The organism is Aeromonas sp. FDAARGOS 1406 (assembly GCF_019048565.1).
Lineage (GTDB): Bacteria > Pseudomonadota > Gammaproteobacteria > Enterobacterales > Aeromonadaceae > Aeromonas > Aeromonas caviae.
Genome location: NZ_CP077378.1, coordinates 483,972 through 499,396 on the forward strand (window position 1 = coordinate 483,972; position 15,425 = coordinate 499,396).

The window sequence follows — 15,425 nt, forward strand, 5'->3', positions numbered from 1 at the left end:
CCGGCGGCAGAACGACGTTTCTTTAACCGTGCTTTACATGGAGCAATGAGCATGTTGTCAAAGCGTATTATCCCCTGTCTCGACGTCAAAGATGGCGTGGTGGTCAAGGGCGTGCAGTTTCGCAACCACGAGGTGATGGGCGGCATTGTCGACCTCGCCCGCCGCTACGCCGCCGAGGGCGCCGATGAGCTGGTCTTCTATGACATCACCGCCTCGAGCGACGAACGGGTAGTGGACAAGAGCTGGGTAAGCCGGGTGGCGGAAGTCATCGACATCCCCTTCTGCGTCGCCGGCGGCATCAAAAGCGTGGAGGATGCCCGCCAGATCCTGGAATTCGGTGCCGACAAGGTCTCCATCAACTCCCCCGCCCTGGCCGATCCCACCCTGATCACCCGGCTCGCCGAGCGCTTCGGCGTGCAGTGCGTGGTGGTGGGTATCGATTCCTACTTCGATGCCGCCCTCGGTCAATATCAGGTCAAACAGTATACCGGCGACGAGAGCCGCACCCGCACCACCACCTGGACCACCCTGGAGTGGGTACAGGAAGTGCAGCGCCGGGGCGCGGGAGAGATAGTGCTCAACGTGATGAACCAGGACGGCATGCGTCAGGGGTACGACCTTGAGCAGCTCAAGCTGGTGCGCGCCGTGTGCAAGGTGCCCCTCATCGCCTCCGGCGGCGCCGGGGCCATGGAGCACTTTCGCGATGCCTTTACCCTGGCCGACGTGGACGGGGCGCTGGCCGCCTCCGTGTTCCACAAGGGCCTCATTCCCATTCCCGAATTGAAACGCTGGCTGAAAAACGAAGGAGTCGCCATCCGTGAATAATCAAGCAGTAGACAATGCATTGCCGCTGGCCGAGCGCCTGGACTGGGCCAAGTGTGAGGGCATGATCCCCGCCATCGTCCAGCATTCCCTCAGCGGCGAAGTGCTGATGCAGGGCTTCATGACCCGCGAGGCGCTGGAAAAGACCCAGACCACCGGCCAGGTCACCTTCTTCAGCCGCAGCAAGCAGCGCCTGTGGACCAAGGGCGAGAGCTCGGGCCATGTGCTCAAGCTCGTCGCCATCACCACCGATTGTGATCAGGACTCCCTGCTCATTGCCGCCGACCCGGTCGGCCCCACCTGCCATCTGGGCAACCCCTCCTGCTTCGACGGCCACCCCGTGCCGCCGCTCGGCTTCCTGGCCGAGCTCGAACAGATCCTGGCATCACGCAAAGGGGCAGATCCCGCCACCAGCTACACCGCCAGCCTCTATGGCAAAGGCACCAAGCGCATCGCCCAGAAGGTGGGTGAAGAGGGGGTGGAAGTGGCCCTGGCCGCCATGGCGAAAGACAGAGAAGAGCTCATCAACGAATCCGCTGACCTGCTCTACCACCTGACCGTCTTGCTGCAAAACGAAGGCTTGGGTTTGAAGGATGTGGTGCAGCGCCTGCATGAGCGCCACACCAAGTAATTATTGAATTCTGTTCAACAAAACGGGCCCTGTGGGCCCGTTTCATTTCATGATTGTCCCCTCGCCGGGGGATGGCAGGCCCCGCGCCGCCCTCAGCCGATACGGGTCCAGAAGCTCATGTTGACCGAGTCATGGTCAAGCAGGGTCAGGTACTCCCCTGCCACGTCGTTGTGCAGCCACTGCTGGCAGTAGGCTTCCACCAGCGACTGGCTGGGGGCCATCACCACGTCCGCATAGAGGCCGTCGGCGCCGCGCAGCAGGCAGTGCATGATGAGCCCGGATTGCTGGACAAGAAACTCGGACTCGACCCGCCGTGACAGGGCGAGCAAATCCGCCTCCGTCACCCCTTCCCTGAGCCTAAAGGTGGCAAATTCGACGCCCCCTGCCTCTTGCATGTCACCCTTGATGATCACCTCGTTTTCTCCGTTGTGGATGGTCTGGAGAACCCAGCATAACGAAGGGCTACTGACAGCCTTGTGTCAGTCCTGAATGACTTTTTCGGCGCCACTGCGCCCAGGGGGGAACGCGTCCGACTGGCGCAGGGCAAGGTAATCGGCCAGGGTCGCACCAGGTGGTGCCCCTTCTCCCGGTCGGCACGACGCCAGGGTGTCGATGCGATCCACCCTGAAATCCCGGTAGGCCAGGCGCAGCGCACACCAGGCGCCGAGCGTCCAGCATCCGCCCCAGTAGAAGAGCCCGAGGGGAAAGAGCTGGCGTTCCGTCCTGCTGGCGCTGGCATCCCGGTAGCCAATGTGCAGCCAGTGACCGGCCGTGATGGCATCGTGCAACCTGTCCCAGCGAGCGTATGCAGGGTGCGCCGTGGAATAGTCCGGCACCCGCACCACGGGGACGCGAGGTGCCCGAGCCTCCTTGGCGGGCAGGGCCGCCTCAATCTTGGCGAGCAGGGCGCGGGCAGGATCGGCCATCCCCTTGCCCGTCAGCACCGCCACCAGGTTCACCCCGGTGATGAGGGCCTCCACCTCGGCCGCACTCAGTTGCAACGGGGCCATCTCGAACCCCTCGCTCAGCCGATAGCCCAGCCCGGCTTCCCCGTAAACCGGAATGCCCGCCAAAGAGAGATCGTCGATATAGCGGTAGATGGTGCGCTCCGACACACACAGGCGCGTCGCCAGCTCCCGGGCGGTCAGGGGTTGATGCGCCCGCAGCAGGTTGGTCAGTTGAAACAGTCGATCCGATTTTCTCACAGGCATCCTCAGGCTCGCGGGACATGGCAGGCATGGTAAGCCGGGACGGGCTCGAAAGGCACGTCTTGTTGGCTGGCGACCGCTACCGGCGAGGCCCTGCTTCTTTGCATCGCGCAACACAAAACGGACCCGCAGGCCCGTTGATGGCACGGCGCCTTTGTCGTCACGCCAACTGCTTGCGCAGCATGAATTTTTGCACCTTGCCGGTGGAGGTCTTGGGCAGCGGGGTGAAGATGATGCGCTTGGGGGCCTTGAAGTGGGCCATCTGCTCGCGGCAGAACCCGATGAGCTCGGCCTGGGTGAGCTCGCGCCCCTCCTTGAGCTTGACGAAGGCGCAGGGCACCTCCCCCCAGGTCTCGTCCGGCATGGCGATCACCGCGGCTTCTTCCACATCGGGGTGGCGATAGAGCACGTCTTCCACCTCCAGGCTGGAGATGTTCTCCCCGCCGGAGATGATGATGTCCTTGGATCTGTCCTTGATCTCCACATAACCGTCCGGGTGCCAGACCGCGAGATCCCCGCTTCGAAACCATCCCTGTGCCATCGCCTCTTCGCTCGCCGCCGAGTTCTTGAGGTAGCCCTTCATGACGATGTTGCCCCGCAGCACTATCTCTCCCAGGGTTTTGCCATCCATGGGGACCGGCTCGCCGCTGACGGGGTTGATGACCCGCATCTCCCCTTGCAGGGGGGAGGCCACCCCCTGGCGCGCCTTGAGACGGGAGAGCGTGGTGGCATCCTGCCCCTGCCAGCGTCTTTGCGGCTCGCACACCACGCAGGGGCCATAGGTTTCGGTGAGGCCATAGACATGGGTCACGGCGATCCCCATGGCCTCCATGCCGGCGATCACGGTGGCGGGCGGCGCTGCCCCCGCCGTCATCGCCTTGACGGGGTGGTCGAGCCCCTGCTTGAGCGCCGGATCGGCATTGTTGAGCATATTGAGCACGATGGGGGCGGCGCAGAAATGGCTCACCTTGTGCTCGCGCAGCGCCCCGTAGATGGCCGCCGCCTGCACGTGGCGCAGACAGACGCTCACCCCGGCGGTGGCCGCCAGGGTCCAGGGGAAGCACCAGCCGTTGCAGTGGAACATCGGCAGGGTCCAGAGGTAGACGGGGTGCTTGGGCAGCTCCCAGGAGAGGGCGTTGTTGACCGCATTGAGGTGGGCGCCGCGATGGTGATAGACCACCCCCTTGGGATTCCCCGTGGTGCCGGAGGTGTAGTTGAGGGAAATGGCCTGCCACTCGTCCGCCGGCAGCCAGCCGGGTTCGTCCCCGTCCCCCAGGGCGATGAACCCCTCGTAGTCGAGCTCGCCGACCAGCACCCCTTCCCGGTAGAGGGGATCGTCGATGGCGATCACCAGGGGCTGGCTGTCAATGAGAGAGAGCGCCTTTCGCACCACGGCGCCGAACTCCCGGTCCACCAGCACCATCTTGCTCTGGGCGTGCTGGAAGATGAAGCCCATGGCGTCCGCATCGAGCCGGGTGTTGATGGTGTTGAGCACAGCGCCGCTCATGGGCACCCCGAAGTGCGCCTCGAACATGGCCGGCACATTGGGGGCGACGATGGAGACGGTGTCCCCCTCGCCAATGCCGCGACGGCGCAGGGCCGAGGCGAGCTGGCGGCAACGGCGTTCGGTCTGGGCCCAGCTCTGGCGCAGGGGCCCATGGATCAGCGCCGGATAGTCGGGATAGACCCGGGCGGCCCGCCCCAGAAAGCTCAAGGGGGTCAGCGCCTCGAAATTGGCGGGCGTCTTGCCAAGGCCGGCGTCGTACATGTTCTGCTCTGTCATCGGATCCTTCCTCACAGGGACACAAAACGGGGTGGCTCTCGCGGTTCACCACGACCGGCATTGCGCCCTGATACGGGGCCAGGACGCCGGCTGGAACCGGATGAAAGGGTATCAAGGGGGCCAGATCCCAGGTATTAGCGAAACGTCTTAGGGGCCCTCGGCCCTGCTCCCCCTGTCGCCAATCGCCGACGCTATTTTTGCGCGGTCACTTTTTGCGCAGTCAGCCCCTGTCGCGATCCCGTGGCCCTTGCCTTGAGCCTGCGGCGCAAAATGCGAAGAATGATCCCAAGCCCTCAACGGGTATGAGTACGAGGAGAAGAGTGATGAACAAATCCATGTTGGCAGGTGTCGGGATCGGTGTAGCCTCTGCGCTGGCATTGTCGGCGGTCGCCAGCGGATCCCTGTTTTCATCAGAGCCCCAGTTTGCCGAGGTGCTGGCCAGCAAGCCGGTGACCGAGACCATCAAGACGCCGCGTCAGGAGTGCCGCAACGTCACCCTGACCCACCGCAAGCCGGTGCAGGACGAGCACAAGATCCTGGGTACCGTAGTTGGCGCGGCCCTGGGCGGCGTGGTCGGCCACCAGTTTGGCGGTGGCAGCGGCAAGAAGGTGGCCACCGCCGCCGGTGCCGTGGCAGGGGGTTATGCCGGGAATCAGGTGCAGGGCAACATGCAGGCGGGTGATACCTACACCACCACGGAGCAGCGCTGCAAGACGGTGCAGGAGAGCAGCACCCGCACCATCGGCTATGACGTCACCTACCGTCTCGCCGGCCAGGAAGGGGTGGTACGCATGGAGAAGCAACCCGGCCCCACCATTCCGGTCAAGGATGGCAAGCTGGTACTGAGCAACGCGCAGGGTTGATACTCCGTTAGGAGCGCCCTGCCATGAAGAAGGCCCACCATGACGGTGGGCCTTTTTCATCTTCGCAACCCAATTTGTCTGCAACAGGTCTTCCCAACAAAAGTGTTCTCAACAGAAAGGGGCCCGCAGGCCCCTTTCTTGTTGCTCAATCATCCTCAGTGGCGACCGAAGGGCCACCAGGACTTGTCGTTGTCCAGAATGTCGACCCGGGTCTGCTGCAAGGCGCCGGGCTGGCCCCCTTCCACCCGATCGAGGCTCACCCTGAACTGCTCGGTGGGCTCCACAAACCAGTCATCGATGATCAGCACCTTGACCGACTTGCTGCCCCCCTCGCCTGCGGCCCAGCTCACTGTCTGCCCGAACCAGGGCAGGAAATCCAGCCCCCAGCGCGCCGTGACCCCGTCAAGGGCCACCCGGGCCCGGGCCGGCTTGCTGAGATCGCCGCTGCGCACCAGGGGGATCTCGGCAAGCCACTGCCCCTCGTTCACCGTGATACTGGCCTGAGCCAGCGAGATGGTGGACGGTGCCAGCTTGTCCTTGATGGTCACCAGGGTCTGGTGCTGATCCCCCAGGGTCGCGCCACTCGGGTCAAACAGCTCCAGGGTAAAGGTCTCGTCCCCCTCGTGCAGGGTGTCGCTTTTCACCGGGATGCTGATGGTCTGGGGCTCGCTCTGGCCAGCTGCCCAGTGCAGGGTGCCGGTGAGGGGCGCCACGTCGCTTGCGTCCGCGCTGCCATGGACGATGCGATAACTCACGCTGGCCTCACCATGGCTGCCGTCGCTGCGACTGACACTCAGGGACAAGGTATTCCCCTCCTCCACGCTGGCGGCTGCGCTCTCGAGGCTCAATACCCCGGCGGGCGGCAGCGGGTACTGGATGGCCACCAGCACGGGATCGTGATCCGAGGCGCTGAAGGGCCCTTCGGATTTCGCCAGCTGGCCGCTGTACTTGCTGCCGTACTCGAAGAAGTTGCTCTCGGCGGAGTTGATGTGCCAATCCTCGATGCCGATCACCTTGGCTGCGAGGCTCGGGTTTGCCAGGGCGTGATCCAGGTTGCCGAGCTCCCCTTCGTAGCTGTAGGAGTAGGTGTCGGTGCCGTGGAAGCGGGTGTTGAGGTTCACAAACCCATACCCCTTGCCAAGGGCGCTGCCGCTCTCCTCGAAGGGCTGGCCCGCCAGGGTGGTGAAGGAGGCGCTCATGATCTGGCGCGATTGGGCGGCCGGATCATAGTCGGTCAGCACCCGGATGGGATCTTCCATGCCATAGGCGTTCATGTCACCGATGAGCAGCAGATCCCCGGCCAGATCCTTGAGGTGCTCCCCCAGCACCTTGGCGGCGGAGACCCGCAGCGCGTTGCAGTGGCCCTGGCCATCCAGCGGATCGGCGCTGGCGTAGTCGGGGTAATCCTCGAAGCAGGCGGAGCCCTTGGACTTGAGGTGGTTGACCACCAGGGTCAGGGGCGCATCCCCCTTGGGGGAGCTGAAGCGCTGCACCAGCGACTCGCGCATCCCCTGATTGATGGTCACCGGCTTGCCGCTGGCGTCCACCGCCTCGGCCTGCTGCACCGGCAGCGCGATGAGGCCGGCGACCCCCTCCGGGGTCACCTTGGCGGGTCGGTAGATGAGGCCCACCGTGATGGCGTCGGTGCCGATGGGCTTGCCGTCCGGCGAGGCAATCCAGCGGTAGTGATCCGCCTCATCCGGCTGGGCGGCATTGAGGGCCGCCACCAGGTTGGCGATGGCGGAGTTGTCGCCGTAGCCGTTGTTCTCTATCTCCATCAGCCCCACCACGTCGGCATTGAGGCGGGTGATGGCGCTGACGATCTTGGTACGCTGCAGCTCGAACTCCGCCACCGTGAGGGCGCCCCGGTTACTGCCGGTGGGGTTGGCATCCCCCCCCACGACCGTGGTGAAAAAGTTGAGCACGTTGAAGCTCGCGACCCGCAGATCCCCTGCCTCGGCGAGCTCGGGGGTTTCCACCCGATCCCAGCCGCTGTGATCGATCTGGCTTGCGTCGATGCGGTTGCTGGCCACCAGTCTGAACAGGTTGTAGGAGTAACCGAGGGCCCCCTCCAGCCCGTTGAGCCTGTCGCCGATGCGCAGGTAACCGTCCTCGGCATTGAAGCCGGGATACCAGGGCAGCACGCCATCCGGCGCCTTGGCGTCGGTCTCCACCACCAGCTGGTTCTGCTGGTTGCGAAGGGCCCAGTCGCTCGCCTCCTGGCTCATGGCGGCAAATTTCTGGGTCGACTTGATGAGCGGCGCGCCATAGGCCAGCACCAGGTTGTTGCGCTTGCCGTCGTAATCGAAGCTGAAGTTGCGGGTCACCACCAGGCTGGAACCCGGCACCAGCCGAACCTGCATCCCCTCGTGACGCTCCAGCAGCTGGCTCAGGCTCTCGCCCGCCACCGGCACCAGATCCACTGCCGCCGGCACTGCCCCAGCGGGCCGAGTCACCACCAGCTCGTCGGCGTTGATCTGGGTCTGATTGAAATACTCCTTCACCTTGCCCGAAACGCACACCTCGGCCCCCGGCACGAAGGCAGCGTTGGCCTTGGTGGTGTAGACGAAGAGGCCGTCGGAGGTAGCCGCATCCCCGTCCCCCTGCTCGTCCTGAATGAAGAAGCCCTTGTAGAGGCCGCTCACTACCTGGGTCACCACGCCGCGGGTGGCGTAGGCCTGTTCCGATTCGAACTTGCCGGCTGGCACCAGGGGGCTGCTGGTGCCGGGGCCCTGAATGGCGGGCACCGGCACCAACTGATCCACCGGGCAGACGAAGGCGGGCGGCTGGGTGCCATCGCAGGGACCATCGCCACTGCACCCCAGGCCACTAGCGTCATCTTTCGGGGCGGCCACGTATTCCTGCGCCGGATCAAAAGGGGACGTCGCATCAGTGCGGCCCATGGTGACGGTGGCCTTGCGGCGCAGGGTCATGTCCAGGGTCGAGACGCTCCCCGACACCCAGGCCGTGCCGGGATCCACCCCTACCTGGCCGACGCTGTCGATTATCTCGCTGCCGCGATAGAGCACCAGGGCGTCGTCACCGTTGAACACCAGGTTGCCGCTGGTCTGGGTCGTCTTGGCCAGGATCTCGGCATTTGCTGAGGGGTTGGCCAGCACCAGGGTGGCGCCCGGGGCGAGGGTGCCTTGCAGCGCCAGGCTGTTGGTGGGGGATTCGCTGATGGGTTTGCCGTTGGCGTAGAGGGCCAGCCGGTATTGGGAGAGATCGACGGCGTCGCTGCCGAGGTTGCTCAGCTCCACCGCCTTGTTGTTGCCGGACCCTTCCAGGTATTCGGTGATAAGCAGTTGCGCCTGTGCCTGTCCAGCGAGCGCCAGCCCGACGGCCAGCGCCACCAGAGAGTGTCTTCCTGACATGGTCAGTTTCCTTTTTTATTTGCAGATCATGTTATTGGCGCCCCGCACAAGGCGGGCCGCAGCACCTTGGATGCAGCCATCAACGGGAGGCATGTCAGCCCCCGGCCGAAACTGCGCGCCCACTCTGCCCCGTCGGCGCCGGGGCTGCTGCGAGCTGGCTAACAATGACAACAAAATGTTGCGCCAAGGTGACGGGCAATACCCGAATGGGCAGTGTCTGCCATCGCTGCGCAGGAAACTGTCGCCCCCCCAGCCCCTGCTGGCGGCCTCCGTCAGGGAGCGACATCGACTCTGGAGGCAAGGCAGGGGGAGCAAAACGGCGGCCCTCTGCCCGGTACCATTTCGTGAACAGCACCACTCACAGACTCCGGATCATGGGCAAATCCATGGGTGCCATACCGGGCGCCACTCCCTGCGTGGCCCGAGAAGGCAGAAAACCGGGGGTGGAACGCTCTCCTGGTGCTCTTGTGGAACCGGCTCCAGTAATGACAGAAATAACAAGAGAGGGGATGACACAAACGTTTGTTGCTTTTGCGCTCGCGAATGGCAATAGTTCTCACTTTCTTTTTTGACCGTCTCTATTCTCGAGGTGCTACAAGATGTTTCGTCACCCCCTGGCAAAGTTGCTGCTGCTCGGCCAGCTCGTCCTGGTGAGCTGGATGGCGCAGGCCGCCCCCCCCGTTGAAGTGGAAGATGTGATGGGCCGCAAGGTCTCCCTCAGCCTTCCGGCAAGCCGCATCGTGCTCGGTTTCTATCCCGAAGATTACCTGGCGGTGGCCGGTGAAGGCGGGGCCGAACGCCTGGTGGGCATGTCCCTGGGCTGGTTCATGAAGTCCCGTCCCGCCATCTGGTCGCTCTATGTGGCCAGCCAGCCACAACTGGCCAAGGTCCCCGACCTTGGCAACGTGCAGGATCAGAGCTTCTCCATCGAGAAGACCCTGGCGGTCAAGCCCGACCTGGTGATCCTGGCGAAGTGGCAATATGAGGCCCTGGCCGCCGACCTGCCACGCCTTGAGCAGGCAGGGATCCCGGTGGTGGTCATCGACTACAACGCCCAGACCCTGGCACAGCACATGGCGAGCACCCTGCTGCTTGGCAAGCTGACCGGCCAGGAAGCCCGCGCCCGGAAGATGGCCGACGAGTACAAGGCCAAGATTGACACCATCACCTCCCGCATCGCCGCCGCGAAGCGCACGCCGCCCCGGGTCTACATCGAGCTGGGTGACAAGGGTCCGGCCGAGTACAGCTACACCTATGGCAAGGACATGTGGGGCGCCATGGCCCTGCTGGCCGGTGGCGACAACGTGGCCGCCCCCTTCGTCGATCGCTGGGGCCCCATCCACCCGGAACAACTGCTGGCGAGCAAGCCCGAGGTGATCCTGATGGCGGGCTACGAGAGCGTGAGCAGTGCTGTCGCCATGCAGGTGGGCCAGGATGTGTCGGCAGAGACCGTGCGCCAGCGTCTGCAAGGCTTTGCCGCCCGTCCGGGCTGGAGCGAGCTGCCTGCGGTGAAGCAGGGTCGCCTCTACGCGGTCTATCACGGCGCCACCCGCAGCATCATGGATGCCGCCCTCATCGAGTTCATGGCCAAGGCCCTCTATCCGGATCTCTTCCAGGATCTCGATCCCCTGGCCACCTATCAGGCGTTCTATCAGCACTACCTGCCCATCCGTCCCCAGGGCACCTTCATGCTGGGCATCAAGCAGGATGACGCAAGCTAACCCCGGCAATTCGGGTGTGGCCCACCTCGGCCACGCCCTCTTCAGCAACCCTCTTGGATTGTGTGGGCGCCTCTTGCGGCGCCCGTTTCAGGATTGACATCATGAATGATTTGGCTGCCCTGCAGCAGACCCTCGCCCGGCAGCGGCAACGGGAGCGCCGTCGCTGGCACTGGCTCCTGCTGCTCGCCCTGGTCCTGTGCATTACCCTGGTGCTCGACATCGCCACCGGCCCCTCCCTGCTGGCCCTGCACGACGTGATCGATGCCCTGGTTTCCCCCGCCCAGGCCGATCCCATGACCCGCACCATCGTCCACGACATGCGCCTGCCCATCGCCCTCATGGCCCTGGTGGTCGGCGCCTCTCTCGGCCTTGGTGGCGTGCAGATGCAGACCCTGCTGGACAACCCCCTCGCCAGCCCCTATACCCTCGGGCTCGCGGCGGCGGCGGGCCTTGGCGCGGCGCTGGCCCTCTACACCGGCGGCCTCGGACTTCCTCCCCTGGTGGCCATCCCGGCCGGTGCCTTCATTGTGTGCATGTTTGCCGCCTGCCTGCTGTTTGGTCTGGCCATGATGCGCCATGTCAGCAGCCAGACCCTGATCCTGGCGGGCATCGCCCTGCTGTTCCTGTTCCAGTCCCTGCTCTCCCTGCTGCAGTTCCTCTCCTCCCCCGAGCTCAACCAGCAGATCCTGTTCTGGCTGTTTGGCAGCCTGATGCGCACCACCTGGGACTCCCTGATCATCACCGCCGTCGTCACCCTGATCTGCACCCTGCTCATCTACCGGGATGCCTGGGCCCTCACCAGCCTGCGCCTCGGGGAAGCCCGCGCCCGCAGCCTCGGGGTCAACGTCGACAGACTGCGCATGAAGACCCTGGTGCTGGTCGCCCTGCTCACCGCCACCGCCACCAGCTTCGTCGGCGTGATCGGCTTCGTCGGCCTGGTGGCCCCCCATATCGCCCGCATGCTGGTGGGGGAAGATCAGCGCTTTTTGATCCCCCTCTCCGCCCTGTGCGGCGCCTGCATGCTCTCGGCGGCCTCGGTGCTCTCCAAGTCCATCATTCCGGGGGCCCTGTTCCCCATCGGCATCGTCACCGCGCTCATTGGCGTGCCTTTCTTCATCTGGTTGATCCTCGGCAGGGGGCGTAAACGTGCTTGAAATATCCCGACTCTCCCTCTCCCTCGGCCAGCAGACCTTGCTGCGGGATCTCAGCCTCACTCTGCATCCGGGTCAGGTCCATGTGATCATCGGCCCGAACGGGACCGGAAAGACCTCCTTGATGCGCACCCTCTTTGGTGAACTGACCCCGGACAGTGGCGACATTCGCCTCGGGGACCAGAGTGCCCGCCAGATGACGCAGGCCAGGTGGCGCCAGCAGTTTGGCTACATGCCCCAGAACATCCAGCTGGAGCTGGATCTCAGCGTCATCGAAGTGGTGGTGCTGGGGCGCCTCGACAGCCTCTCCATGCGCCTCGCGGACGAGGACATCCTGGCTGCCGGCCGGGCCCTGCAGGCGCTCGGCATCGCCCATCTGGCGGATCGCCCCCTCTACTCCCTGAGCGGCGGCCAGCGGCAGATGGTGCTCTTCGCCCAGGTGCTGCTGCGCGCCCCCCGCATCATGATGCTGGACGAGCCGGTCAGCGCCCTGGACCTGCACCACCAGATGCAACTGATGGAGCACCTGTGCCAGCAGACCCGGGAGCAGCAGTGGATCACCCTGGTGGTGCTGCACGATCTCAACCTGGCCGCCCAGTTTGCCGATCAGCTGATCGTGCTGGCAGGGGGAGATCTGCAGGCCTTCGGCCCCCCCGCCCGGGTGCTCGACGCGGCCCTCATCGAGCGCCTCTACCAGGTGCCGGTGGAGATAAGCCACGATCAGCACGGCATCCCCTTCCTCAGAACCCTGCGAAAGACATCATGACACAGTGCTGCGCCACCCCGACGACCACCGCCCCACGCGCTGGCGGGAGGCGATCATGAACGGCGCCTCCTACTGGCGGGACTGGCAGGGCATGAGCCCGGCCGCCCGCCTGCTCATCACCAATGGGCTCGCCTTCAACCTCGGCTTCTACATGATGATGCCCTTCCTCGCCCAGCACATGGGCAGCGGGCTCGGCCTGGCCGGCTGGGCCTGCGGCCTCGTCATGGGGATGCGGGTCTTCAGCCAGCAGGGGCTCTTCCTGCTGGGCGGCACCCTTGGGGATCGCATCGGCTACCATCCCGCCATCGTCTGGGGCTGCCTAGTACGTTCCTTGGGCTTCGTGCTGCTGGGCTGGGCCGAGTCCCTCCCCATCCTGCTGCTGGCCGCCGCCCTCACCGGCTTTGCGGGGGCCCTGTTCACCCCCTGCGCCCAGGCCTACCTTGCCAGCGAATGCCACAACCCGAGCCAGCGTCAGCGCGCCTTCGCCCTGCACAATCTGGCCAGCGAGGCGGGCATGCTGCTCGGCCCCCTGGTCGGCCTCACCTTGACCCAGCAGAGCTATACCCTGACGGGGATCCTGGCGGCGAGCCTCTTCGCTCTGCTCGGAGTGCTGCAATACCGGATGCTGCCCAAACGCCCGGTGAGCAACCAGAGCCCCCGTGGCGCCATCTTGCGCCAATGGGGGGAGATAGTGCGCCAGCGCCCCTTCATGGGGTTCACCCTGCTGGCAGGCAGCTACCAGATCCTGTTCCACCAGCTCTATCTCGCCCTCCCCGCCCATATCCAGAGCCTGCCGGACGCCACCCACCTGCTCGGCGGCGTCTTCACCCTCTCGGCGGTGATCGGTGTCGTGCTCCAGCTCCCGGCCTCCCGCCTGGTGGAGCGCCGCCTGGGGGTGCCGCTCGCCATGGGACTGGGGATAGGCATGATGGGCTTGAGCTACCTGGCCCTGCCCCTGCTGGCACCCTGGCCGACGGCAGGCGTGTTGACGCAGGTGGCCCTGCTTTCCTTGGGCTCCATCCTCTGCTTCCCGCTCTTCGCCGCCCAGCTGCCCCGCTACGCCCCCCCTGAGCAGCTCGGCAGCTACTACGGCTTCTATGCCAGCGCCGGGGGCTGCATGGCGCTCTTTGGCAACCTGCTCATCGGCTTTATGCTGGGGGATGCGGGCAGTCGCCCCGCCACCGCCATCTGGCTGCTGCTGGCCCTCGCCGGCCTGCTGGCCGGGTTTGGTCTCTATACCCAACTGCGCAAGGATGGCCAGGTTCAACCTGCTCCCCATCAATAAACAGGGCGGCCAAGGCCGCCCTGTTTTTATCTCACTCTTCCTGCTCCTCACCTTATCCACTGAACTCGAAACAGGGTAGATAGATGCTAATGGTATAGGTTTAATGGTGAGTGACTTACCTGACTTGTTAGACATACTCTGCTGGAGGTAAATCTCCAGCTACGATCTCCGGAGAAAATGAGAATACTTTTGCGAACCTTTTCTTGCCGCATACTTTTCTAGGAAGTGACAAGAACCAATTGAGCATCCCAGGTGGCGCATCGTACTCCATAGTGATTGTGAGGGACTCAGCTTTTAACCCAAGCGGGCTTCCACCACCTTCAGGGTATTCATATAGATCAAACTTCCTAAAGCTAAACAGATGTTGACTTTGCCCTGGGGCAAACTGGGAAATTGTTGACCGAAAAACACCACCAAAATCCTCTCGTGGATGATGCCGTTTCAACTCGCCGTTTATGCGCAAAGTTACGTTCTCGGCTCGTACCCCACCAATATTCACTAAAGTAAATTGGATGAAAATATCCTGAGGCCGATTTTTATGCACCGTTCCCTCATTCCATCTACACCAATGGGAATTTCGAGCTCTTGCTCAGGGCCAAATCTGTTTCGAACTTGGTAATAGACTTCTAATACAGGTTTCTTGTGAGAGCTAACAACTTGGAGCCCAACTCTGAGCGAACCTGTTGCAATCGATGTAGGTATCTCTAACATCTTCATTACCTATATACAAAACGCTGTCTTCGCCATAGTAGATTATTTGAAGAATCTCTAAGTCCGCTCATAACACAATCATGTCAGCAACTTGATAGCCAAGGTTCGTGATCTCGAATACTTCGCCCTTGCTGCCACGATCAACCACTAGGTCATGCATCCTGAGTTGTTGGAGTGCGTCTTCCCATTTTGCAATCTCCCGTCGGTCCATGGAAGGCAGCAAATTTTTGCCGTTTGTTTGAATAGCTGTTCCATCGAGGTATCGAACATGGAGAATCGCTCCCCCTTGGTCTTGGCTGGCTTCTTTCAACAGTATTCTTGCTTCTTGTGAAATGTGTGGAATTTTCGTACGGGACTCGACGACAACATCTTCAAACTCTTCAGCCTCTTCTACTTGAAAAAGCTGGTGCTCATTCAATTTTAGTTGCAGATGCCGATAGAACTTATCTTTAAACTCTGAATGACTGTCATAGCTCTCATAAAGACCACGACTCTGGCAGGACTGTTTGAACTCTTTTAGTCGTTGAACTTGAGTTAAATCAACTGTATCCATGGCAACTGGTTGACTGGAGAAGTACAACATCACAGGTTTGCCAGACGCTATGTGTTCTTCAATCTCCTCTACTGTGCCACTCAAATGGTGTTCAGTGGGAGTTCCAATGCGTGTCCAGAATACTCCCACAAGCAGGTCACACTTTTTCAATACTTGCTTATTGATAATTTTCTGTGCTGGCGATCCCATTTCCGGTGATGAGTGTGTTTCCCACCCAACTGGTAATAGGACTATTTTTCTCACTCCAGAGTTAATAGCGTTCCATTCGTAGATGACATCTCGAACGATAGCCCTCTCCGAAGCGACATCGCCAGGCGAAGCAATCATTACATTGAATGTCGTAGCAGTGTAACTCACCTTAAAATCTCCTTGTGCTGGTTAACCATATACGAGAAGGAAGAATTTCTTTTTAGAGAATAACAAATCCCACACCGTATTATTTTTCGATTTCTAGTAATAAAAAGCAATGTGTCAATGAGTTATTTGTATTCTGAGAATCATCTGTTGGCCTTCAAGGGCCGCAGGTTCGATTAGCGAAGCCTAATCGGACTTTCGCG

At 62.5% G+C, this 15,425-nt stretch carries 13 protein-coding genes; 7 read left to right on the forward strand and 6 right to left on the reverse strand.

The annotated features are described in order from the left end of the window. The first annotated feature begins 51 nt into the window (after positions 1-51). The gene (gene hisF / locus I6L36_RS02235) at positions 52-825 is read left to right on the forward strand and encodes an imidazole glycerol phosphate synthase subunit HisF (protein ID WP_052815017.1); all 774 of its coding nucleotides are present in this window, start codon (positions 52-54) and stop codon (positions 823-825) included. Beyond that, complete coding sequence (hisIE, locus tag I6L36_RS02240; RefSeq protein WP_029314506.1) at positions 818-1,453, forward strand: bifunctional phosphoribosyl-AMP cyclohydrolase/phosphoribosyl-ATP diphosphatase HisIE; 636 nt, start codon at positions 818-820, stop codon at positions 1,451-1,453. Before hisF ends, hisIE begins: the two co-directional genes overlap by 8 nt. Positions 1,454-1,545: 92 nt before the next feature. Here the strand turns inward: hisIE and I6L36_RS02245 are convergent, their stop codons facing one another. The 3 genes from I6L36_RS02245 to I6L36_RS02255 form a co-directional block, all read right to left on the reverse strand. After that, positions 1,546-1,866: a hypothetical protein gene (locus tag I6L36_RS02245; protein WP_042863838.1), complete on the reverse strand. Its 321-nt coding sequence runs from the start codon at positions 1,864-1,866 to the stop codon at positions 1,546-1,548. A gap of 66 nt (positions 1,867-1,932) precedes the next feature. Next, entirely contained in the window at positions 1,933-2,631 is a 699-nt protein-coding gene (locus tag I6L36_RS02250; protein WP_174213900.1) for a YafY family protein, read from the reverse strand. Between the two features lie 190 nt (positions 2,632-2,821). Beyond that, entirely contained in the window at positions 2,822-4,444 is a 1,623-nt protein-coding gene (locus I6L36_RS02255) for an acyl-CoA synthetase (RefSeq protein WP_109112855.1), read from the reverse strand. A gap of 323 nt (positions 4,445-4,767) precedes the next feature. Here I6L36_RS02255 and I6L36_RS02260 point away from each other — a divergent pair, with 323 nt between their 5' ends. Next, entirely contained in the window at positions 4,768-5,307 is a 540-nt protein-coding gene (locus I6L36_RS02260) for a glycine zipper 2TM domain-containing protein (RefSeq protein WP_010674678.1), read from the forward strand. A 155-nt stretch (positions 5,308-5,462) separates the two neighbouring features. Here I6L36_RS02260 and I6L36_RS02265 read toward each other — a convergent pair whose 3' ends face one another. Then, positions 5,463-8,681 (reverse strand): ExeM/NucH family extracellular endonuclease, encoded by a 3,219-nt coding sequence (locus tag I6L36_RS02265; protein ID WP_254203460.1) that lies wholly within the window; start codon positions 8,679-8,681, stop codon positions 5,463-5,465. 599 nt (positions 8,682-9,280) lie between these two features. Here I6L36_RS02265 and I6L36_RS02270 point away from each other — a divergent pair. From I6L36_RS02270 to I6L36_RS02285, 4 genes are all read left to right on the forward strand, one after another. Further along, on the forward strand, positions 9,281-10,402 hold the full coding sequence (locus I6L36_RS02270) for an ABC transporter substrate-binding protein (protein WP_109112853.1): 1,122 nt from the start codon (positions 9,281-9,283) through the stop codon (positions 10,400-10,402). A 101-nt stretch (positions 10,403-10,503) separates the two neighbouring features. Further along, positions 10,504-11,556, forward strand: coding sequence for an iron ABC transporter permease (locus I6L36_RS02275; RefSeq protein ID WP_010674675.1), 1,053 nt, complete (start codon positions 10,504-10,506; stop codon positions 11,554-11,556). Next, complete coding sequence (locus I6L36_RS02280) at positions 11,549-12,319, forward strand: ABC transporter ATP-binding protein (RefSeq protein WP_109113033.1); 771 nt, start codon at positions 11,549-11,551, stop codon at positions 12,317-12,319. The genes I6L36_RS02275 and I6L36_RS02280 overlap by 8 nt, the downstream gene beginning before the upstream one ends. Before the next feature lie 55 nt (positions 12,320-12,374). Then, positions 12,375-13,604, forward strand: a complete 1,230-nt coding sequence (locus I6L36_RS02285; protein ID WP_109113034.1) for an MFS transporter — start codon at positions 12,375-12,377, stop codon at positions 13,602-13,604. A gap of 127 nt (positions 13,605-13,731) precedes the next feature. Here the strand turns inward: I6L36_RS02285 and I6L36_RS02290 are convergent, their stop codons facing one another. Beyond that, positions 13,732-14,148, reverse strand: coding sequence for a hypothetical protein (locus I6L36_RS02290; protein WP_141116496.1), 417 nt, complete (start codon positions 14,146-14,148; stop codon positions 13,732-13,734). A 234-nt stretch (positions 14,149-14,382) separates the two neighbouring features. Further along, positions 14,383-15,225 (reverse strand): DUF4062 domain-containing protein, encoded by an 843-nt coding sequence (locus tag I6L36_RS02295; RefSeq protein ID WP_109113035.1) that lies wholly within the window; start codon positions 15,223-15,225, stop codon positions 14,383-14,385. Positions 15,226-15,425 lie beyond the last annotated feature (200 nt).